General features: G+C 71.5%; 12 protein-coding genes. 4 read left to right on the top strand and 8 right to left on the bottom strand.

All coding sequences use genetic code 11. The annotated features are described in order from the left end of the window. From glgX to E4T13_RS05835, 8 genes are all read right to left on the bottom strand, one after another. Complete coding sequence (glgX, locus tag E4T13_RS05870) at nt 1-4,059, bottom strand: glycogen debranching protein GlgX (RefSeq protein WP_137177267.1); 4,059 nt, start codon at nt 4,057-4,059, stop codon at nt 1-3. Continuing rightward, nucleotides 4,049-5,503, bottom strand: coding sequence for a glycogen synthase GlgA (gene glgA / locus E4T13_RS05865; protein WP_137177266.1), 1,455 nt, complete (start codon nt 5,501-5,503; stop codon nt 4,049-4,051). The genes glgX and glgA overlap by 11 nt, the downstream gene beginning before the upstream one ends. 4 nt (nt 5,504-5,507) lie before the next feature. Continuing rightward, nucleotides 5,508-6,776, bottom strand: a complete 1,269-nt coding sequence (glgC, locus tag E4T13_RS05860; RefSeq protein ID WP_137177265.1) for a glucose-1-phosphate adenylyltransferase — start codon at nt 6,774-6,776, stop codon at nt 5,508-5,510. Nucleotides 6,777-6,826: 50 nt separating this feature from the next. Next, nucleotides 6,827-9,292, bottom strand: coding sequence for a glycogen/starch/alpha-glucan phosphorylase (locus tag E4T13_RS05855; protein WP_137177264.1), 2,466 nt, complete (start codon nt 9,290-9,292; stop codon nt 6,827-6,829). Nucleotides 9,293-9,428: 136 nt separating this feature from the next. Continuing rightward, entirely contained in the window at nt 9,429-10,367 is a 939-nt protein-coding gene (locus tag E4T13_RS05850) for a glucokinase (protein ID WP_137177263.1), read from the bottom strand. Further along, nucleotides 10,364-10,669 (bottom strand): cytochrome c, encoded by a 306-nt coding sequence (locus E4T13_RS05845; protein WP_137177262.1) that lies wholly within the window; start codon nt 10,667-10,669, stop codon nt 10,364-10,366. Before E4T13_RS05845 ends, E4T13_RS05850 begins: the two co-directional genes overlap by 4 nt. 13 nt (nt 10,670-10,682) lie before the next feature. Beyond that, nucleotides 10,683-11,435, bottom strand: coding sequence for an SDR family NAD(P)-dependent oxidoreductase (locus E4T13_RS05840; RefSeq protein WP_137177261.1), 753 nt, complete (start codon nt 11,433-11,435; stop codon nt 10,683-10,685). Nucleotides 11,436-11,451: 16 nt separating this feature from the next. Beyond that, a complete protein-coding gene (locus E4T13_RS05835; RefSeq protein WP_137177260.1) occupies nt 11,452-12,195 on the bottom strand; it encodes an SDR family oxidoreductase in 744 nt (247 codons plus the stop codon). 162 nt (nt 12,196-12,357) lie between these two features. On the opposite strand from E4T13_RS05835, the gene E4T13_RS05830 reads away from it, so the two are divergent. From E4T13_RS05830 to E4T13_RS05815, 4 genes are all read left to right on the top strand, one after another. Next, nucleotides 12,358-15,768 (top strand): DUF2126 domain-containing protein, encoded by a 3,411-nt coding sequence (locus E4T13_RS05830; RefSeq protein ID WP_137177259.1) that lies wholly within the window; start codon nt 12,358-12,360, stop codon nt 15,766-15,768. A 119-nt stretch (nt 15,769-15,887) separates the two neighbouring features. After that, a complete protein-coding gene (locus E4T13_RS05825; protein WP_137177258.1) occupies nt 15,888-18,395 on the top strand; it encodes a circularly permuted type 2 ATP-grasp protein in 2,508 nt (835 codons plus the stop codon). Beyond that, nucleotides 18,392-19,279, top strand: a complete 888-nt coding sequence (locus E4T13_RS05820; RefSeq protein WP_137177257.1) for a transglutaminase family protein — start codon at nt 18,392-18,394, stop codon at nt 19,277-19,279. The genes E4T13_RS05825 and E4T13_RS05820 overlap by 4 nt, the downstream gene beginning before the upstream one ends. Beyond that, nucleotides 19,279-20,115, top strand: coding sequence for an aspartate/glutamate racemase family protein (locus E4T13_RS05815; protein ID WP_137177256.1), 837 nt, complete (start codon nt 19,279-19,281; stop codon nt 20,113-20,115). The genes E4T13_RS05820 and E4T13_RS05815 overlap by 1 nt, the downstream gene beginning before the upstream one ends. The last annotated feature ends 5 nt before the right edge of the window (nt 20,116-20,120 follow it).

Raw genomic sequence — 20,120 nt, 5'->3', positions numbered from 1 at the left:
CTAGCCGGGGCGCAGGCTGCGCAAGCGGTCGAGGATGGCGCTCGCGCGGGGCGTGCGCGCAAGGGCCTCGGTCGTTGCGGGAAGCCGACGACGCCAGTTCGGACGTTCGCGATCGGTGCCGGGCAGGTTCACGGCAACCGCCTCGCCCGCCAGGTCCTCCAACTGCGCCAGCATGACCGCGGATGGCGTCCGCGCCACCAGGGCATGGATCGCGGCAGCCAGGCTGTCATGCAGCGGCTCGTCAGGACCGGCGTCATCCGGCAACAGCCCTTCCGCGGCGAGAAGCGCACACAGTTCGGACCGATCCGCCGCGCGCTCCGCGAGCGCGGCATCCAGGTCACGCAGCAGGCCGAGCGCCGCACGCTCGCGCAGATCCTCGCCGGACCAGAAGCCGGCAAGCGTCGGGAGGTCGTGGGTGCTGACGCAGGCGCTCGCATGCGCGGGCCATTCGGCTGGCGGCAGGAAGCCGCCATGCCGCCGCTCGAACCACAGCACGCGATAGGCGAGGATGTCTGCTCCGCGAAGCTGCTCGCGCAGGCCGTCCGCGACGGTGCCGAGGTCCTCCCCGACCACGAGGCAGGCGGCACGTTGCGATTCCAGCGCAATCTGGCCGAGCTGTTCGGCGAAGGGATAGCGAAGATAGGTGCCCTCCGCCGCGCCCGCGCCGTCCGGCACCAGGAACAGGCGCTGAAGCCCGAGCACATGGTCGATGCGCAACGCGGCGGCGTGGCGCATGTTGGCGCGCAGCAGGCCGGCAAAGGCGGCGTGACCCTGTGTCGCCGCGGCGAGGGGGTCGGGAGGCGGCAGGCCCCATACCTGACCCGCCGCCGAGAAGGGATCGGGCGGCGCGCCGATCGAGAAGCCGGCGAGGAAGCGCTGATCGCCCGACCAGGGCTCGGCGCCGTCCGGTGCCGCGCCGACCGCGAGATCGCGATACAGCCCGGCCCCGGCACGCCCGGCCTCGTCGAGCTGCATGTCCGCGAGCATCTGCTGGAAGGCCGCGAAGGCGATGGTGTCGGCATGCGCGGCGGCGAAGGCGGCGATTCCCGTGTCGTGGCCGTGGCGCAGGCCCGCGGGCCAACGCCGCGCATCGCTGTGGCCCTGCTGCTCCGCGATCGCGGCGAAGGTGGCGAAGTGCTGCAGCGCCGGGCCCGCCGCGGCGCGCCAGGCGATCAGTGCCTCCCGGACCTGGTCGGGCATGGCGCGGAAGGCGGCGTGCAGCACGGCGCGCTTGGCCTGCCATACCTCGGCATGCCGCACGGTCGGGCTCTCCCGCAGCGCGGCGAAACGCGACGCGTGCGCATCCAGCGCCGCGCGCACCGCCGGCAGATCCCCCACCAGCGGCAGCGACGCCACATCCAGCAGGATCGGATCGAGGAAACGACGATCCGAGGGGTGATAGGGGCTCGCGCGCGCGCGGTCCGTCGAGAACAGCGCATGCGGCGGGCTGAGGCCGAGCAGCGCCGCGCCTTCCCGCTGCGCCATCGCCGCGGCGTCCGCCACAGCGCGGAAATCGCCGATGCCCTGGTCCTCCGCGCGGCGCAGCGCGTAGATCTGCGCCGCCAGGCCGAAGCGCCGGCCGCCTTCGCGCATCCAGCGCGGCAGGAACCCGCCTTGCGGCACCACGGCGAGTTGGCACGGTTCGTCGGGCGAAGCCTCGTCGCGCAGAACATGTCGCCCGGTCGGCAGGGATGGCAGTGTGCAGATGCGGCGTGCGGCCGCGCTGCCATCGGGCAGTTCCACCCGTTCCGTCACGCCCGCCTCGGGCGCGATGACGATCTGCGTTACGGAGCCGTCCTCCAGTTCAAGGCGCAGCCGCACGGGCCGATCCGCAAGAGGAAGCGACAGACGCATGGCCGCCGTCGTGGTGGTGTGGGCTGCCGGCAGCGCGCGCGGTGCGGACAGGCGCACAAGGGAGTCGCGCAGCGCGGCATCGCTGCCGGCCGGAAGGTCGAGGGCGCCAAGGAGGCTGCGCAGCGTCTCTTCGGAGACCTGATGCTCGCGGCCTGAGATCTCGTGCCACGCCGTGCTCACGCCGGCGGTCCGTGCAAGGCGGCGCAAGAGCGCGGGATCGCCACGGGAGGCAGCCAGGGGCTCCTCGGCCATCAGCAGCACGGCACGGTCAGGAAGCGCCTCGGGCATGCGTGCGCGCGCGGGATCGCTGCTGTCCGCGACAAGCCGCCAGCGTCGCCCCGGCGCGGGTTGCGGCAGAACAAGTGGCACGGCGCCGCCGCCCGCATTCAGCGCCACCAGGCAACGCTCTCTCCGCGCCGCGATCAGCAACACCAGCGCGCGGCCAGCGGGATCGTGCCAATCCGCCTCCGTCATCGGCGCGCCATCGGGACGCAGCCAACGCGCATCGCCCTCGGCCAGGGGCTCGGCCGCGTACAGCGCCGGAAGCGCCTTGCGCGCCGCAATCAGTCGCGCGGTGAAGGCGAGCAGGTCCTGGTCCATGCCCTCCCAGTCGAACCAGCTCGTCGCATTGTCCTGCGCGTAGGCGTTGTTGTTGCCGCCCTGGCTGCGGCCGCATTCGTCGCCCATGCCGAGCATCGGCGTGCCGCGGGCGCAGAGCAGCGTGGCGAGAAGCGCGCGGATGTCGGCGTGTCGACGCGCGATCACCGCGGGATCATCGTTCGGCCCCTCGACGCCGTTGTTCCAGGCGTGGTTCTCGTTGCTGCCGTCGCGGTTCTCCTCGCCATTGGCGTGGTTGCGCTTGGCGGTGAAGGCGACGAGATCGGCCAGGGTGAAGCCGTCATGCGCGGCCACGAAGTTCACGCTGTCGCTGAGCGGGCGGTTGCGGAAGAGGTCGGCCGAGCCGGCCAGCCGTGTCGCCAGCGCGCCGCGCAGGCCGCCATCGCCGCGCCAGAATCGCCGGACATCGTCGCGGAACCGGTCGTTCCACTCGCCCCAGCCCGCCGGGAATTCGCCCAGCCGGTAGCCGCCGGGCCCGGTGTCCCAGGGCTCCGCGATGATGAGCCTGTCGCGCAGCGTTGGGTCCTGTCGCATCGCCTGGATCAGTGGCGCATCCGGGTCGAAGCCGGTGTCGCGCCGGGCGAGCGTGGTGGCGAGATCGAGGCGGATCCCGTCGAAGCCGGCGCCTGCCCAGTGGCGCAGCGCATCCATCGCCAGGCGCATCGGCCAGGGCCGGTCCAGGGCCAGCGTGTTGCCGCAGCCCGCATCGTCGTCGTAGCGCCCGTCGCGGCTGCGATAGTAGCTTCGGTCGCCGAGGCCGCGCAGCGACAGGGTCGGCCCCAGCGCGTCGCCTTCGCCGCTGTGGTTCAGCACCACGTCCAGGATCACGGCAAGGCCCGCATCCTGCAGCGCGCGTACGGCGTCGCGGACCTCCGCCATGCCGCCGGGCGCAAGGCGCGGGTCCGGGCAGAGGAAGGCGACGGGATTGTAGCCCCAGTAGTTGGCCAGCCCCAGCGGCGGCAGGTGCCGTTCATCCACCCAGGCGGCAGCCGGCATGATCTCCACCGCCGTCACGCCAAGGCGCAGCAGATGCGCGATGGCGGCAGGATGCGCGAGGCCCGCGAAGGTGCCGCGGATCGTCTCCGGCACTGCCGGATGCGTCGCGGTGAAACCCTTCACATGCAGCTCGTAGATCACCTGCGGCGTGCGTGTGACGGCGCGGGGCGCAACCGGCGTCAGGGCAGGGGAGAGGATCGCCTTCGGCACGAAGGGTGCGCTGTTGGCCGGGCACGGCCGCTCGCCCGTGTCGAAGAGCGACGGATGCAGCGCGAAGGGCCGATCCAGCGCGCGCGCCCAGGGATCGACGAGAAGCTTCCGTTCGTTGAAGCGCAAGGCGCTTTCCGGATCCCACGGCCCTTGCACGCGCAGCCCGTAGCGGAGGCCCGTGCCGACACCGACGAGTTCGCCGTGATGCACCGCGCCTGTCCGCCCGGGCAGCCGGACCTGCGCGATCTCGCGGTCCGCGGCATCGAAGACGCAGATGAACACGGCATGCGCATCCGGGGCGGGAAAGGCGAAGTTCGCGCCCGATCCCGTCAGCGTCGCGCCGAGCGGCTCGGGCAGGCCGAGCCGGGCCTCAGCCCGCATCGGCGAGCATCTCTCGGAACAGCGCCGCGTAGCGCGCGGCGGAGCGCGACCAGGAGACATCGGCACGAAGCGCATTCGCCTGCAGGCGCCGCCACAGCGTCGGATCGCGCCACAGGCGGGCGATGCGGAGCACCGTGGCGGCCAGCATCTCCTCGGTCACCGGCGAGAAGTGGAAGCCGGTGCCGATACCCTCCGCCAGCGCCATCTCGTTGGCGTCCACCACGCTGTCCACCAGGCCGCCGACATGGGCCACCAGCGGCAGGGCGCCGTAGCGCAGCGCGGCCAGTTGCGCCAGGCCGCAGGGCTCGAAGCGGCTCGGCACCAGGATCACGTCGGCGCCGGCATAGACCAGCCGCGCTAGCGCCTCGTCGAAGCCGATATGGGCGCCGATCCGGCCCAGATGCGCGGCGGCTGCGCCGCGGCAGCCTTCCTCCAGCCCCCATTCGCCGGTGCCGAGCAGCGCGAGCTGCGCGCCTTCGGCCAGCATCGCGGGCACGGCACCCAGCAGCATGTCCACGCCCTTCTGCCAGGCGAGGCGGCCGACGAAGCCGAAGAGCAGTGTCTCCGGCGACTGCGCCAGTCCCATGCGCCGCTGCAGCGCCGCCTTGTTCGCCACGCGCGCGGCGGGATCGGCCGCGCTGAACGGCGCCGGAAGATACGTGTCCTGCGCGGGATCGAATGCGGCGGTGTCGAGCCCGTTCAGGATACCGGAGACATGGCCGCCGCGCCCGCGCAGCAATCCGTCCAGCCCCATGCCGAGCGCCGGCGTGCCGATCTCGGCCGCGTAGGTCGGCGAGACGGTGTTGATGCGGTCCGCATACCACAGCCCGGCCTTCAGGAAGCCGAGTGTGCCGTAATACTCCACGCCTTCCACCGAGAGCGCTTCCGGCGGCAGGCCGAGCCGGTGGAACAGGGAGAGCGGGAACTTGCCCTGGAAGGCGAGGTTGTGGATCGTGAAGAGTGCCGGCTTCCGCTTGCCCGGCGCGAAGCGCAGATAGGCCGGCACCAGCCCCGCCTGCCAGTCATGCGCATGCACCGCATCGAATTCCAGGCCGCGCACCGTGCCCGTCGCGGCGAACGAGGCCGCGACGCCGAGCGCCGCGAAGCGGATGCCGTTGTCCTCCCACTCGGCGCCATGCGGCGCCGTATAGGGATTGCCCGGACGGTCGTAGAGATGCGCGGCCTCCAGCACCAGAAGATCGAGCCCCGCGGCCTCGCCACGCAGTAGCCGCGCGGGGCCGCCGAACAGATCGGCGATGCGGTGCACCGCCTTCGCGCGGGTGCCGATCGCCTGCATGACGGCGGGATAGCCCGGCAGCAGCGTCGTCACCTCAACGCCTTCCGGCGCGAGCACGCGAGGCAGCGCACCGACAACATCAGCCAGGCCGCCCGTCTTGAGCAACGGCGCGCATTCCGACGCGACCGCGAGAACCCGAAGCGCCATCGCGTCAGCCGAGCCTGTCCAGCATCGCCTGGGTGATCAGGCAGATGCCCTTCTCCGTCCGGCGGAAGCGGCGCGCGTCCTCGATCGGGTCCTCGCCCACCACCAGGCCGTCGGGGATGCGGACGCCGCGGTCCACAACGACGTCCTTCAACCGAGCACCGCGGCCGACATCCACATAGGGCAGCAGCACGGCGCCATCGACGCTCGCGTAGGAATGCATGTGCACCCCGGTGAACAGCAGCGAGCGTCGCGCGCCGGCACCGGACAGGATGCAACCGCCCGAGACGAGCGACGAGATCGCCTCGCCGCGGCGCCCGTCCTCGTCGTGGACGAACTTTGCCGGCGGCGTCACCTCGGCATAGGTCCAGATCGGCCAGTCGCGGTCGAACAGGTCTAGCTGCGGGACGATGTCCGTCAGGTCGATATTCGCTTCCCAGTAGGCGTCCACGGTGCCGGCATCGCGCCAGTATGGCGCGGATTCCGCGGAGGAGCGCACGCAGGACGCCTCGAAGCGATGCGCCACGGCCTTTCCGTTCGCCACGAGGAAGGGGATGATGTCTCGCCCGAAGTCGCGGTGGCTGCCTTGCGTCGCCGCATCGCGCCGCAACTGGTCGAACAGCAGCTTCGTCTCGAAGACGTAGATCCCCATGGAGGCGAGCGCCATGTGCTCCTGCCCGGGGATGCCAGGCGGATCCTTCGGCTTTTCCATGAACTGCACGATGCGGTCCTGCGGATCCACATGCATCACGCCGAAGCCGGTGGCTTCCATGCGGGGGACGGTGACGCAGCCAACCGTCACGTCGGCGCCGCTTTCCACATGCTGGGCCAGCATGCGCTCGTAATCCATCTTGTAGACGTGGTCGCCGGCCAGGATCACCATGTAGCGCGGCGCGTGGTCCTCGATGATGTCGATGTTCTGGTAGACGGCGTCGGCGGTGCCTTCGTACCAGGCCGTCTCGCTCGTGCGCTGGCTGGCGGGCAGGATGTCGAAGCTCTCGTTGCGTTCGTGGCGCAGGAAGTTCCAGCCGCGCTGCAGGTGGCGGATCAGGCTGTGCGCCTTGTACTGCGTCGCGACCGCCACGCGACGGATGCCGGAATTCACCGCGTTGGACAGGGCGAAGTCGATGATCCGCGACTTGCCGCCGAAGAACACGGCGGGCTTGGCGCGCCGGTCCGTCAGCTCCATCAGTCGCGATCCGCGTCCGCCCGCCAGCACGAAGGCCATGGCGCCACGCGCCAGCGGGGCCGAGGCCGTGTCCGCGCCAGAAGCCATCGTCTCCCTCCCGTGTTGTCCCGAAGCGCGGCCGGCCCCCGGGCGCCGCTTCAGCGGCGAACCGGCACCTGCCAGATCTCCTCAGCATACTCCGCGATGGTGCGGTCGGACGAGAACCAGCCGACATTGGCCGTGTTCAGGACCGCCGAGCGCCACCAGGCGTCCCGCTCGCCCCAGCGCCGGTCCACCGCGCGCTGCGCCGCGTAGTAGCTGTCGAAGTCGGCGGCCACCATGAACCAGTCGTCGCCGCGCAGGCTCGCGACCAGGTCGCGGTAGCGGTCGGGATCGTCGGGCGAGAAGACGCCCTTCTCGATCTGCTCCAGGGCCTCGCCGAGGCGGCGCGACTGCGCGATGGCGGTCTCGCCGCGCCAGCCGCGTTGCCGGCGCTGCTCGACCTCCTCGGTCGTCAGGCCGAAGATGAAGATGTTGTCGTCGCCGACATGCTCCTTGATCTCGACATTGGCGCCATCCAGCGTGCCGATGGTCAGCGCGCCGTTCAGCGCGAACTTCATGTTGCCGGTGCCGGAGGCTTCCATGCCGGCCGTCGAGATCTGCTCCGAGAGGTCCGCGGCCGGCACGATCAGCTCGGCCAGGGAGACGTTGTAGTTCGGCAGGAACACCACCTTCAGAAGGTTGCGCACGGTGGGGTCGCTGTTGATCACGCGCGCCACGTCATGCGCCAGCTTGATGATCAGCTTCGCGCGGTGATAGCTCGCCGCCGCCTTGCCGGCCAGGATCTTCACCCGCGGCACCCAGTTGCGCGTCGGCTGGCTGCGGATCTCGTCGTAGAGCGCCACCGCCTCCAGCACGTTGAGAAGCTGGCGCTTGTATTCGTGGATCCGCTTGATCTGGACGTCGAAGATCGCGCCGGTGTCGAGCTGCAGGTGGAAGCGTTCCCGCACCAGCTTCGCCAGCGCGTCCTTGTTGGCCTGCTTCACCGCGGCGAAGCGGTCGCGGAAGGCGGCGTCATCCGCGAAGGGGCGCAGCTTCGCCAGCGCATGCTCGTCGTCCAGCACGGCGGGGCCGGCCGCTTCGACCAGCAGCGCGGTCAGGCCGGGATTGGACTGCTGCAGCCAGCGGCGGAAGGTGATGCCGTTGGTCTTGTTGGTGATGCGGCCCGGCGCGATGCGGTCGAAATCGGCGAAGACCGTCTTCTTCAGCAGGTCGGAGTGCAGCGCGGACACGCCGTTGACCTTGTGCGAGCCGACGAAGGCCAGGTGCCCCATCCGCACGCGCCTGCCATGCCCCTCCTCGATGAGCGAGATCGCCGAGAGCAGCCGGTCGTCGCCCGGAAAGCGCTGGCGCACATCGTCCAGGTGCAACGCGTTGATCAGGTAGATCAGCTGCATGTGCCGCGGCAGCAGGCGCTCCATCAGCGGCACCGGCCAGCTCTCCAGCGCCTCCGGCAGCAGGGTGTGGTTCGTGTAGGCGATGGTGCCGCGCGTGACCTTCCAGGCTTCGTCCCATTCCAGGTCGTGCAGGTCGATCAGGATGCGCATCAGCTCCGCCACGGCGATGGCGGGATGCGTGTCGTTGAGCTGCACCGCGGCGCGGTCCGGCAGGCTGCGCAGGTCGCCATAGACGCGCAGGTGCCGCCTTACGAGATCCTGCAACGCGGCCGAGGTGAAGAAGTATTCCTGGCGCAGGCGAAGTTCCTGCCCGGCCGGGGTCTCGTCGGAGGGGTAGAGGAGCTTGGAGATGCTCTCCGCCTTCACCTGGTCGGTCAGGGCGCCCATGAAGTCGCCGCGGTTGAACGCATCCAGCCGCAGCGGGTCCACCGCGCGCGCCGACCACAGCCGCAGGGTGTTCACATGCTTGCCGCGCCAGCCGACGATGGGCGTGTCGTAGGCGACGGCCTGGATGGTCTCCGCGGGCTTCCAGACATGGCGCGTCCGCGCCTCGCTGACCGCCACGGCCTCCACCGTGCCGCCGAAGCCGATCTCATGCGCGATTTCCGGGCGCGCGAACTCCCAGGGATTGCCGTCCGCCAGCCAGTCCTCGGGGAATTCCCGCTGCCAGCCGTCGCGGACGATCTGGCGGAACAGGCCATGGTCGTAGCGGATCCCATAGCCGAAGGCGGGGATGGAGAGGCTCGCCATGCTCTCCATGAAGCAGGCTGCGAGCCGCCCGAGCCCGCCATTGCCGAGCGCCGCGTCATGTTCGGCCGCGCGCACCACATCGAACGCGATCCCCAGCGACTGCAGCGCCTCCGTCAGTTCCTCCGTGAGGCGGAGGTTCGAGACGTTGTCCCGCAGCAGCCGACCGATCAGGAATTCGAGGCTGAGGTAGTACACCTGCTTCGCACCGGACTGGTAGCTGGCGCGGGTCATGTCGATCCAGCGGTCGACGATGCGATCGCGCACCGCCAGCGCCGTGGCCATGAACCAGTCGCGGTCGCGGGCTCCCAGCCGGCTCTTGCCGAGGTCGTAGGTGAGCTTGTGCAGGATCGCCTCGCGCAGCGAGGCGGCGGTGGTCGTGGTGTCGTCGGGCATGGCGGCAGGCGGGTTGGTGTCCATGCGGCTATGCGGTCCCTTCGGCCAGGTGGTGCCGTGTCTCGCCTCCGGGCGCGCATCGTTACGGCGCACGGTTCTACCGGGGCGAGGACACCGGCATTAGCGGGTGGATATCAACGCCTCGTGAGCGCGGAAAATCTCACGCTTCCGTCATTCGTGCCAGAGCGGCAAGGCCAAGGAACGCAGGGGCGGAATGAGTGACGAGGAATAGCGGGATATCCGCCATCCAGTCCTCCATCGGTGCCTTGGCGGCGAAGCGGGCGCGGAAAGTCGCGGCATCCAGCCGATCCGCGATGCGCGGCAGGATCCCGCCGGAGAGGAACACGCCGCCCCGCGCGCCCCAGGCCAGTGCCAGGTCGCCCGCGGTCCCCGCGAGGAATGCGAGAAAAAGGTCCAGCGCCTCCGCTGCCACCGGGCAGGTTGCGGCGGCGGCAACCACCTCCGCCGCGTCACGCGCCGGCAACGCGGCCCCGCGCAGCCCGGCCAGCACCGCATGCAGGTTGGCGATGCCGCGGCCGGACAGCGCTTCCTCCGCGCCCGCACGGCCGCAGAGGCGGCGCAGGCCCGCAACCACAGCGTCTTCCCGCGCGTCGGTCGGTGCGAGGCCGATATGGCCGCCTTCCGTCGGGATGGCCAGGCCGATCTCCGGCAGGAAGCCGGCGACGCCGAGGCCGGTGCCGGCGCCGAGCACCACCATCGGCCCGCCGGCGACGCTGCTGCCGCCACCGAGCGGCATCAGCTCCGCCGGCCCGAGATGGGGCAGGGCGTAGGCCTGCGCCAGGAAGTCGTTCACCAGCCGCACGCGCGCGAAGCCGAAACGAGCGGTGAGCGCGCGCGAGGAGACCTCCCAGCTAGCATTGGTCAGCCGCACCGGCTCTTCCACGACCGGCCCCGCCAGCGCCAGCACGGCGCGTTCCACCCCGCCGGCAGGCGCCAGGACCGCGAGCGCCGCTTCGATGGCGTCCTCGACCGTGGCGTGGTCCGCGACCGTCAGGATGAGAGGCGGTCCGAGCGTCGCGCCGTCGAGCAGCGCAAAGCGGGCATTGGTCCCGCCGATATCGGCGAGCAGCGCCTTCAACGCGCGCCCTGCGCCTTGACGAAGGCGGCCAGGTCCTGCGCCTGCCGCAGCGTCAGCCCGTGGTCCGGCATGCTGGCATGCGGCGTGCGCAGGAAGGTGGCGATCGCTTCCTCCGTCATGCCCAGGCGCGCGGCGATGGCGGCGAATCCGGGCACCGCATCCGTCGCCGGTCCGGGCCCGTTGGTGGCGATGCGATGGCAGTTGGCGCACCACTGCTCGGCCAGGCGGCGACCCTCCGTCGCATCCGCCGCCTGCGCGGCGAGGGGCAGGACGACGGCGAGCAGCGGCAGCATCCAACGCATGCGAAAGCCCTTCCTAATAGGTGGCGCGGCCACCGGAGACGTCGAAGACCGCGCCGGTGGAGAAGGAGCAGTCCGGGCTGGAAAGCCAGCAGATCAGCGCCGCGATCTCCTCGACTTCCACGAAACGCCCCATCGGGATCTTGGACAGCATGAAGGCGATATGCTGCTCCGTCATCTGGTTGAAGATGTCGGTCTTGGCCGCCGCCGGCGTCACGCAGTTCACCAGCACGCCCTTCTGCGCCAGTTCCTTTGCCAGCGACTTGGTGTAGCCGATCAGCCCCGCCTTGGAGGCGCTGTAATGCGCCGCGTTCGGATTGCCTTCCTTGCCGGCGACCGAGGCGACGTTCACCACGCGCCCCCAGCCATTCGCCAGCATGTGCGGCACCACCGCCGAGGCCACGATGAAAGGCGCGTTGAGGTTGACCTCGACCACCCGCCGCCATTGCGCCACCGGGATCTCCCAGCTCGGCATGTTGCCGCCGGTGATGCCGGCATTGTTGACGAGAATGTCGATCTTGCCGTGTGCGGCGAGCGTCTTCGTCGCCGCCTCCGCCACCGCGGTCTCGTCGCTGAGGTCCAGCACCTGCGCGCTGACGGTCCCGTCGGCGGCGAGTGCGGCGCGGGATTCCTCGGTCTTCGCCGGGTCCATGTCCCAGATCGAGACGGAGGCGCCCGAGGCCACCATCCGTCGGGCCACCGCAAGCCCGATGCCGCGTGCGCCGCCGGTGACGATCGCGACGCGCCCGGCCAGGTCCAGCTTGTTCATGCTGTGCGCTCCCCGCTCAGCCGCGTCCGACGAAGGGCATCTTCGTCGCCATGATCGTCATGGTGAGCACGTTGGTCTCCAGCGGCCAGTCCGCCATCTGCGCCACGGCCTTGCCGACATGCGCCACGTCCATCAGCGGCTCTGGCTTGATGGACCAGTCGGCCTGCGGCACGCCGCGTGCCATGCGCTCCGCCATCGCGGTCATGGCATTGCCGATGTCGATCTGCCCGACGGCGATGTCGAAGCGCCGCCCATCCAGGTTCATCGACTTGGTCAGGCCGGTCACGGCGTGCTTGGTCGCGGTGTAGGGCGCGCTGCCCGGCCGCGGCGCGTGCGCGCTGATCGAGCCGTTGTTGATGATGCGCCCGCCCTGCGGCGACTGGTCCTTCATCATGCGGAAGGCGGCGCTGCCGCACACGAACATGCCGTCCAGGTTCACCGCGACGACGCTGCGCCACTGGTCCCAGCGCAGCTCCTCGAAGGGCGTGCCCGGCACGTTGGTGCCGGCATTGTTGAACAGCAGGTCCAGGCGGCCGAATTCGCTCTTCAGCTTCGCGAAGGCGGCCTCCACCGAGGCGGGGTCGCTGACATCGGCGGGCAGCGCCAGGGTCCGCGCGCCGCCGCACAGCTTTGCCGTTTCCGCGAGCATCTCTGCCCGCCGACCGAGCAGTCCCACCGCCCAGCCAGCCTCGGCCAGCGCCACCGCCGCGGCGCGCCCGACGCCCGAGCCTGCCCCTGTGACGAGCGCATACCTTGCCATGGACACTTTCCCCGTTCCGTGTGAGCGGCGCGAAGGTGCCCCCCGCCCAATGGCCTGTCCAGGCGCATCCCTGGCACGAAGCTTGCCGAACCCGTTCCGCCCTTGCGGCCTGCACCGCTCCAATGGGATAGCGCACCGAGATTCCGGGATTCCCCATCCGTCATGAGTATCCACGCCGCACTCACCCACCGCACGCGCTACAGCTACGACCGGCTGGTCGGCCTCTCGCCGCAGCTGATCCGGCTGCGCCCGGCGCCGCACAGCCGCACGCCTGTCCTGTCCTATTCGCTCAACATCGCGCCGAAGCCGCATTTCCTGAACTGGGTGCAGGATCCGCAGGGCAATTTCTGCGCGCGCGTGGTGTTCCCCGAACGGGTCCGCTTCTTTGAGGTCACGGTCGACCTCGTCGCCGACATGGCGACGATCAACCCCTTCGACTTCTTCGTGGAGCCGCAGGCGGAAAGCTTCCCCTTCGCATACGATCCGGTGCTGGCCGAGGAACTCGCGCCCTTCCGGCGCGTCACCGCGCCCGGCCCGCTGCTGGAGGCCTATCTCAAGGACATCCCCCGCCAGGCGCCGAACACGGTCAACTTCCTGGTGGACCTGAACCAGCGCCTGGCAGGCGAGATCGGCTACATCGTGCGCCTGGAGCCCGGCGTCTGGACGCCGGAACAGGTGCTGTCCAACCGCAAGGGCTCCTGCCGCGATTCCGGCTGGCTGCTGGTCAACATCCTGCGCCATCTCGGCTTCGCCGCGCGCTTCGTCTCCGGCTACCTGATCCAGCTCGTGCCCGACGTGAAGCCGGTGGACGGCCCGGCCGGCCCGCCCGCCGACTTCACCGACCTTCACGCCTGGTGCGAGGTCTATGTGCCCGGCGCCGGCTGGATCGGGCTCGATCCCACCTCCGGCCTACTGGCGGGCGAGGGGCATATCCCGCTCGCCGCGACGCCGGAGCCAGCCTCCGCCGCGCCGATCACCGGCGCCTCGGACAAGGCGGAGGTCGAGTTCGACTTCCACATGGAAGTCCGGCGCATCGCCGAAACCCCCCGCGTCACCAAGCCCTACACCGACGCGCAATGGGCGGCGATCGACGCGATGGGCGCGCGGGTGGATGCGGCGCTGGAGGCCGGGCAGCTTCGCCTGACGCTGGGCGGCGAGCCGACCTTCGTGGCGGATTCCGACCGCGACGCGCCGGAATGGAACACCGATGCGCTCGGCCCCACCAAGCGCCGCTTCGCGGGAAAGCTGCTGCGCCGGCTGCAGCCGCTCTGGGCGCCGGGCGCAGCGCTGAGCTACGCGCAGGGCAAGTGGTATCCGGGCGAGCAGCTGCCGCGCTGGGCGCTCTATTGCCACTGGCGGGCAGATGGCGAGCCGGTCTGGACCGACCCGTCCCTGCTCGCCTCCGACGAGGACACCGGCGACGCCACGCCGAAGGACGCGGCCGAGTTCGCCACGCTGCTGGCCGGCATGCTCGGCGTGGACCCCCGGCTGCGCATCGCCGGGCATGAGGATGTCCACTACTACCTGTGGCGCGAAGGCCGGTTGCCGGCCAACGTCCTGGTCGAGGACAGCAAGCTCAAGGACCCGATGGAGCGCGCGCGGCTGCGCCGCGTCTTCGGCCAGGGGCTCGCCGGCGAGGTCGGCTCCGCCCTGCCGCTGCGCCGGGTCGGCGTGGGGGCCGACCGTGTCTGGGAAAGCGGGACGTGGAGCTTTCGCGAGGGCGAGATGTTCCTCATCCCCGGCGACAGCCCGATGGGGTTCCGCCTGCCGCTCGACAGCCTGCCCTGGGCCAGCGACGCCAGCATCGAGGCGGAGACGGAGGCCGATCCCATCGCGCCGCGCATGCCTTTCCGCGCGCGCCGCGACTATCCGGAAGGGCGGGGCCGCACGGTCGCGCCCGACGGCCGCATCATCCACCCCGAGCAGGCCGAGGATGCCGCCGCCGGCGCCGGGCGCGACGCCATGGCGCTCCGCCGCCCCGGCAGCCCCCTGGAGGACGCCCGGGCGCGCGGCCGCATTGCGGAACAGCCCGTGCCGCTTCCCGGCCGCGAGGAGCCGGGCGTGGTCCGCACCGCGCTCTGCGTCGAGCCGCGCAACGGCATGATCCACGTCTTCCTGCCGCCGCTTGCGGTCGCGGACGACTGGTTGGACCTCGTCGCCGCGATCGAAGCGACGGCGAAGGAGACCGGGCGCAAGGTGTTCCTGGAAGGCTACCTCGCCCCGTCCGACCCCCGCCTGCTGCACTTCTCGGTCACGCCCGATCCCGGCGTGATCGAGGTGAACATCCACCCTGCAACACGCTGGGACGAGCTGACCGAGCGCACGACCACGCTCTACGAGGAAGCGCGCCAGGTCGGCCTCGCAGCAGAAAAATTCGCCCTCGACGGCAAGCATGTCGGCACCGGCGGCGGCAACCACATGGTCATGGGCGCCGCCGAGCCGGCGGACAGCCCCTTCCTGCGCCGGCCGGACCTGCTGAAGTCGCTGGTCGGCTTCTGGCACAACCATCCGAGCCTGTCCTACCTGTTCAGCGGCCAGTTCATCGGCCCGACCAGCCAGCATCCCCGCGTGGACGAGGCGCGCACGGATGCGGTGTATGAACTGGAGACCGCCTTCCGGCAGGTGCCCCGCCCCGGCAGCAATGCCCCGCCCTGGCTCACGGACCGCATCTTCCGCAACGTGCTGGTGGACATGACGGGCAACACCCACCGCACGGAATTCTGCATCGACAAGATGTACGATCCCTCCGGCCCCTCCGGCCGCCGCGGCCTGGTCGAGGTGCGCGGCTTCGAGATGCCGCCGCATGCCCGCATGTCGCTGGTGCAGCAGCTTCTGCTGCGTGCCCTGGTCGCCGGCTTCTGGGAGAGGCCCTATGAGCGCCGGCTGATCCACTGGGGCACGCGCCTCAACGACGACTTCATGCTGCCGCACTACGTCGCGCAGGATTTTTCGGATGTCCTGGACGACCTCCAGGGGCTGGGCTTCGGCTTCGATCCTGGCTGGTTCGCGCCGCATCTGGAGTTCCGCTTCCCGCAGATCGGCTGCATCGCCCTGCGCGACATGCAGCTCGAGCTGCGCAACGCGCTTGAGCCCTGGCATGTGCTGGGCGAGGAGACGACTGCCGGCGGCACCGCGCGCTACGTGGACAGCAGCGTCGAGCGCATCCAGGCCCGCGTGACGGGCTGGACGCCGGAACGCTTCGTGCTGGCCTGCAACGGCGCGGCCGTGCCGCTGCAGCCCACCGGCACGGCGGGCGAATACGTGGCCGGCGTGCGGTTCAAGGCCTGGGACCCCGTCTCGGCCCTGCACCCCACGATCCGCGCGCAGTCGCCGCTGGTGTTCGACATCTGGGACAGCTGGACCGGCCGCAGCCTGGGCGGGGCGACGCATCACGCGGCGCATCCGGGCGGCCGCAACTACGAGACCTTCCCGGTCAATGCGAACGAGGCCGAGGCGCGGCGCATGGCGCGCTTCTTCCCCTTCGGCCACACGCCGGGCGCCATGGCGGAGCCACGCGCCGTGCCGTCCCGCGAACATCCGCGGACGCTTGATCTTCGGCGGGCGGTCGGGTGACCTAGCGAGCCTTCCGCGCTACGGAGTCGGCGCGCAGGGGCCCGGCGGCGGAATTGCGTCTCCAAAGGCCGCGCGGCCCCCACCCCGACCCTCCCCCGCATCGCGGGGGAGGGAGAAGCGTGCCGGAGAGGAAACGCCTGAACGACAGCCCGGCATCCGCGGCCCCAGCCCCGCACCAGCTCGACGAGATGGTCGACGGCCATGGCCGGATCCGTGCGCCCTGGCGGCCGCTGCTCGGTGCCTTCTCCGCTCTCGGCTACGCCCAGCTCGCCGAGCGCGCCCGCCGCCTCGACCGCGCCTTCGAGGAGGAGAGCGTGGCCACCGTGCTGGAGGCCGCGACCGAGGAGGGCGCCGGCCGGAGCCGCCGGCCCTGGCGCTGCGATCCGGTCCCGCTGCTGATCACGGCGCAGGAATTCGCCGAGCTGGATGCCGGCCTCGCGCAGCGCGCGCGGCTTCTGTCCGGTGTGCTGGAAGACCTCTACGGCCCGCAGCGGCTGCTGGCCTCCGGCGCCATCCCGGCCCGCCTCGTCTTCGCCAACCCGCATTTCCTGCGCGCCTGCAGCGCGCCGGCGCCGAAGCCGTTCCCCCGCATGGCCTTCTACGGCGCCGACCTGCTCCGCGGCCCGGATGGGCGATGGCACGTGCTGGCCGACCGCTGCGGGGGCGCCAATGGCGTCGGCTTCGCGGCGGAGAACCGCACCCTGCTCGGCCGCAGCCTGCCCGAGGCGTTCCGGGCGATGCAGGTGCGCGCCTTGCGCCCCTTCTTCGACACCTGGCTCGGCGCCCTGCATGCCATGGCGCCGGAGGGGGTGGAGAATCCTCGCGTGGCGCTGCTCACCCCGGGCGTCCGGCAGGAAACCTGGCTGGAGCACCTGTTCCTCTCCCGCGAGCTCGGGCTGGAACTGGTCGAGCCCGGCGACCTGACGGTTCGCGGCGGGGCGGTGTTCCTCAAGACCCTGCGGGGTCTCCGGCGCCTCGACGTGATCCTGCGCCGGGTGAAGGGCGAGCAGTGCGATCCGCTGGAATTCCACCACGGTGCCGGCGTGCCGGGGCTGATGGGGGCGCTGCGCGACGGCGCCGTGCGCCTCGTCAACGCACCCGGGTCGATGGCGGCCGAGGCGCCGGGCCTTGCGCCCTATCTCGCCGGGGCGGCGCAGGAACTGCTCGGGGAATCGCTGCTGCTGCCGCAGATGGAGACGGTCTGGCTCGGCGACCTCGCCGCGCGGGAGCGCGTGCGCGCGGCGCCCAATGCCTGGCGCCTGCGCTCCGCCTTCGATCCCGGCACGCCGGTGAAGCTCGGCGCGCTGGAGGCCTTCTCCGGCCGGAGCGCTGCCGAGCCCTGGCGGCACGCGGCCACGCGGCCGTTGGCGCCCTCGGCCGCACCCTGCCTCGTCGGCGAACGGCTGGCGCCGGCGCCGGTGGTCCTGCGCATGTTCCTCGCCCGCGATGCCGCGGGGACTTGGCACACCATGCCCGGCGGGCTCGCCCATGTGCTGGCCGCCGCGGCGGAGGAGGGCATCGCCGGACCGCCGACGCGCCGCGGCGCGGCCAAGGATGTCTGGGTGCTGGCCGAGGACAGCACCGACATCGTCGGCCCGGCCCTGCCGCGCGTCGCGGCGCTGCCCATCCGGCGCTCCTCGGGCGAGTTGCCGAGCCGGGTCGCGGACGAGCTCTTCTGGCTCGGTCGCTATCTCGAGCGGCTGGAATCCGCGGCGCGACTGACCCGCTCCCTGCTCATGCGCCTGCTGCGCGGCGCCGCCCTGCCGCGCGAGCTTGCCGAAATGCGCGCGCTGGCCCGCTGCCTGCACGCGGCGGGCGTGCTCGGCGCGGACGCTGCCGCCAGCCCGCCGGATGGCGCCATCCTGCCCCGCGCACTGATCGCGGCCGCCGGCCCGGGCGGGGCGCTGGCGCATCTGCTGGAAGCGGTCGAGCGCCCGCAGGCCGCCGTGCGTGACCGCCTGACGCACGACATGTGGGCGACGCTCGCGCAGCTCAGCCAGGAGGGCGCGCGCTTCTCGCACGCCGCGAGCCTGGACGCGCTGGCCGAGATGGCGACCGCGATCATCCGCGCCTGCACCAACCTCTCGGGCCTCGCCGCCGAGAACATGGTGCGCGGCGGCGCCTGGATGTTCCTTGACCTTGGCCGACGCATCGAGCGCGCGCAGGCCACCGCCCGCAATGTCGGCCATGCCCTGTCGGAGCCCGCGCCGCGGATCGAGGCGGGGCTGCGCCTGGCGCTGGAACTCTGCGATTCCACGCTGACCTACCGCGCGCGCTATCTGGGTGCCGTGCAGCCGGCGCCGGTGCTGGACCTGGTGCTGGCCGATCCTGGCAACCCCCGGGCGCTGGGCTTCCAGCTCAACGCCGTGGCGGAGCGACTGCAGGAGATCGGCGAGGCCGACGACCGGCTGGCCGCCACCGCCGCCGTGCTGGCCGCCCGTCCGCAGGATCTGGTGAACGAGGTGCTGGGCGCGACGGACCGCGACGCGGCAGCGGCCGCGCTGCCCGATGCGCTCTTCGCGCTGGAGGATGAGATCGGCTCGCTCTCGGACGCCGTGGCGCGGCGCTACGTGTCACATGTGCGCGCCCGCGTGCTCGGCGAGGACGAGCCGGAGGCCATGGCGTGAGCCGCGCGCCGGCCTCGACGCGCTACGCGCTGCGCCACGCCACGCTCTACCGCTACGCGGCGCCGGTGGACCTGGCCGCCCACCTGCTGCACCTGACGCCACGCAACCTGCCCGGCCAGGCCGTGGAGGCCGTGGCGCTGGAGGTCTCGCCGGTGCCGTCCTATCGCACCGAGGGGCACGACCATTTCGGCAACGGCGTGTCCTGGCTGTCCATCGAGGCCCCCCATGATGCGCTGGAGGTCATCCTGGAAGCCGTGGTGGCGGTCGGCTTCGCCACCCCGCCGCCATCGGCCGACACGCCCGCGTGGGAAGCCGTGCGCGACGCCGCGTCACGCCCGGAAGGCTACCTCGCCGCCGAGTTCGCGCTGCCGAGCGCGCTGGCGCCGGCCGATCCCGCCGCCGGCGCCTATGCCGCGCGCAGCTTCCCGCCGGGGTGCCCGGTGCTGGCGGGGCTGCTGGACCTCAATGCCCGCATTCGCCGCGACTTTACCTTCCGTCCCGGCGTCACCACCATCTCCACGCCTGTGGCGCAGGTGCTGGCGCTCCGCGCCGGCGTCTGCCAGGATTTCACGCATCTGATGATCGCGGGCCTGCGCGCGCTGGGCCTGCCAGCGCGCTACTGCTCCGGCTATGTGCGCACGCGCCCACCGCCCGGCCAGAAGCGCCGCCAGGGCGCCGACCAGAGCCATGCCTGGGTGGGCTGCTGGCTGGGGCCCGAGCATGGCTGGGTGGACCTCGACCCGACCAACGACCTGGTGGTGCGGGACGAGCATGTACTGCTGGGCTGGGGCCGCGACTACGCCGATATCAGCCCGGTGCAGGGCATCCTGCTGGGCGGCGGGCGGCAGACGCTGGAGGTGAGCGTGGACCTGGTGGAGGTGTGATGAAGATCGGCCTGATCGGCGCCACCCAGGCTCCCGTCGCCGGCCTCGGCGCGCCCGCGGAACTCGTTGCCATCGCCGCGCTCGGCACGGCGATCCAGGCCTTTCCCACGCGCATGCCGATCTTCGCGCATACCGAGGTCGAGTTCGCGATGCAGGCGCTGAACAGCCTCGATGCCGGCCTTGCCGCGCAGGACGCAGGCTGCGACGCGGTGGTGATCAATTCCGTATCCGACTACGGGATCGCCGCGCTGGCATCGGCGCTCGACATTCCCGTGGTCGGTGCGGCGGAGGCCAGCTTCCGCTTCGTCGGCACGCTCGGCCCGCGCTTCACGCTGGTGACCGTCTGGCCCGAGAGCACCAACTACATGCCGCGCCGCATGCTGCGCGACTACGGCGCCGAGGCCGCGTGTGCGCGCATCCGCAATGTCGGGACGGAGGACATCCTGGCCGGCGAGGGGAAGCCGGACGGCTTCGTCTCCGACCTGCAGCACGGCAAGGGCGCGATCCTCGACCGTATCGTCGACGCCTGCCTGATGGCGGCGCGGGAGGACGAGGCGGATGCGGTGGTGCTCGGCTGCACCTGCATGTCGCCCATCGCGGCGCTGATCGCCGCGCGCTGCCCGCTTCCGGTGGTCAATCCGCTTGCCGTCGCGCTGAAGACCGCGGAGATGCAGGCGGCGCTCGGCCTGAAGCGCAGCCGGCGCGGGCAGGGGACGCGCCGGCTCGGTGCCCTCGCGCGCGCCCGCGCCATGGTCCAGGCCGGCGCCGGCTTCGGTGCGGCGCCGGCGGAAGAAGAGGCGGATTGCCCCGTCTGCGTCGTCGGCGCCGCGGAGTGACCGCG

The organism is Roseomonas sp. AR75 (assembly GCF_005222815.1).
Lineage (GTDB): Bacteria > Pseudomonadota > Alphaproteobacteria > Acetobacterales > Acetobacteraceae > Falsiroseomonas.
This window is presented reverse-complemented; position numbering and strand designations above follow the sequence as displayed.

What these genes read in the sequence shown, in the direction of transcription:
- E4T13_RS05815 (WP_137177256.1), top strand. Translation starts at nt 19,279, where the DNA reads ATGAAGATCGGCCTGATCGGCGCCACCCAGGCTCCCGTCGCCGGCCTC.
- E4T13_RS05830 (WP_137177259.1), top strand. Translation starts at nt 12,358, where the DNA reads ATGAGTATCCACGCCGCACTCACCCACCGCACGCGCTACAGCTACGAC.
- glgA (WP_137177266.1), bottom strand. Translation starts at nt 5,503, where the DNA reads ATGGCGCTTCGGGTTCTCGCGGTCGCGTCGGAATGCGCGCCGTTGCTC.
- E4T13_RS05835 (WP_137177260.1), bottom strand. Translation starts at nt 12,195, where the DNA reads ATGGCAAGGTATGCGCTCGTCACAGGGGCAGGCTCGGGCGTCGGGCGC.
- E4T13_RS05855 (WP_137177264.1), bottom strand. Translation starts at nt 9,292, where the DNA reads ATGGACACCAACCCGCCTGCCGCCATGCCCGACGACACCACGACCACC.
- E4T13_RS05840 (WP_137177261.1), bottom strand. Translation starts at nt 11,435, where the DNA reads ATGAACAAGCTGGACCTGGCCGGGCGCGTCGCGATCGTCACCGGCGGC.
- glgX (WP_137177267.1), bottom strand. Translation starts at nt 4,059, where the DNA reads ATGCGGGCTGAGGCCCGGCTCGGCCTGCCCGAGCCGCTCGGCGCGACG.
- glgC (WP_137177265.1), bottom strand. Translation starts at nt 6,776, where the DNA reads ATGGCTTCTGGCGCGGACACGGCCTCGGCCCCGCTGGCGCGTGGCGCC.
- E4T13_RS05845 (WP_137177262.1), bottom strand. Translation starts at nt 10,669, where the DNA reads ATGCGTTGGATGCTGCCGCTGCTCGCCGTCGTCCTGCCCCTCGCCGCG.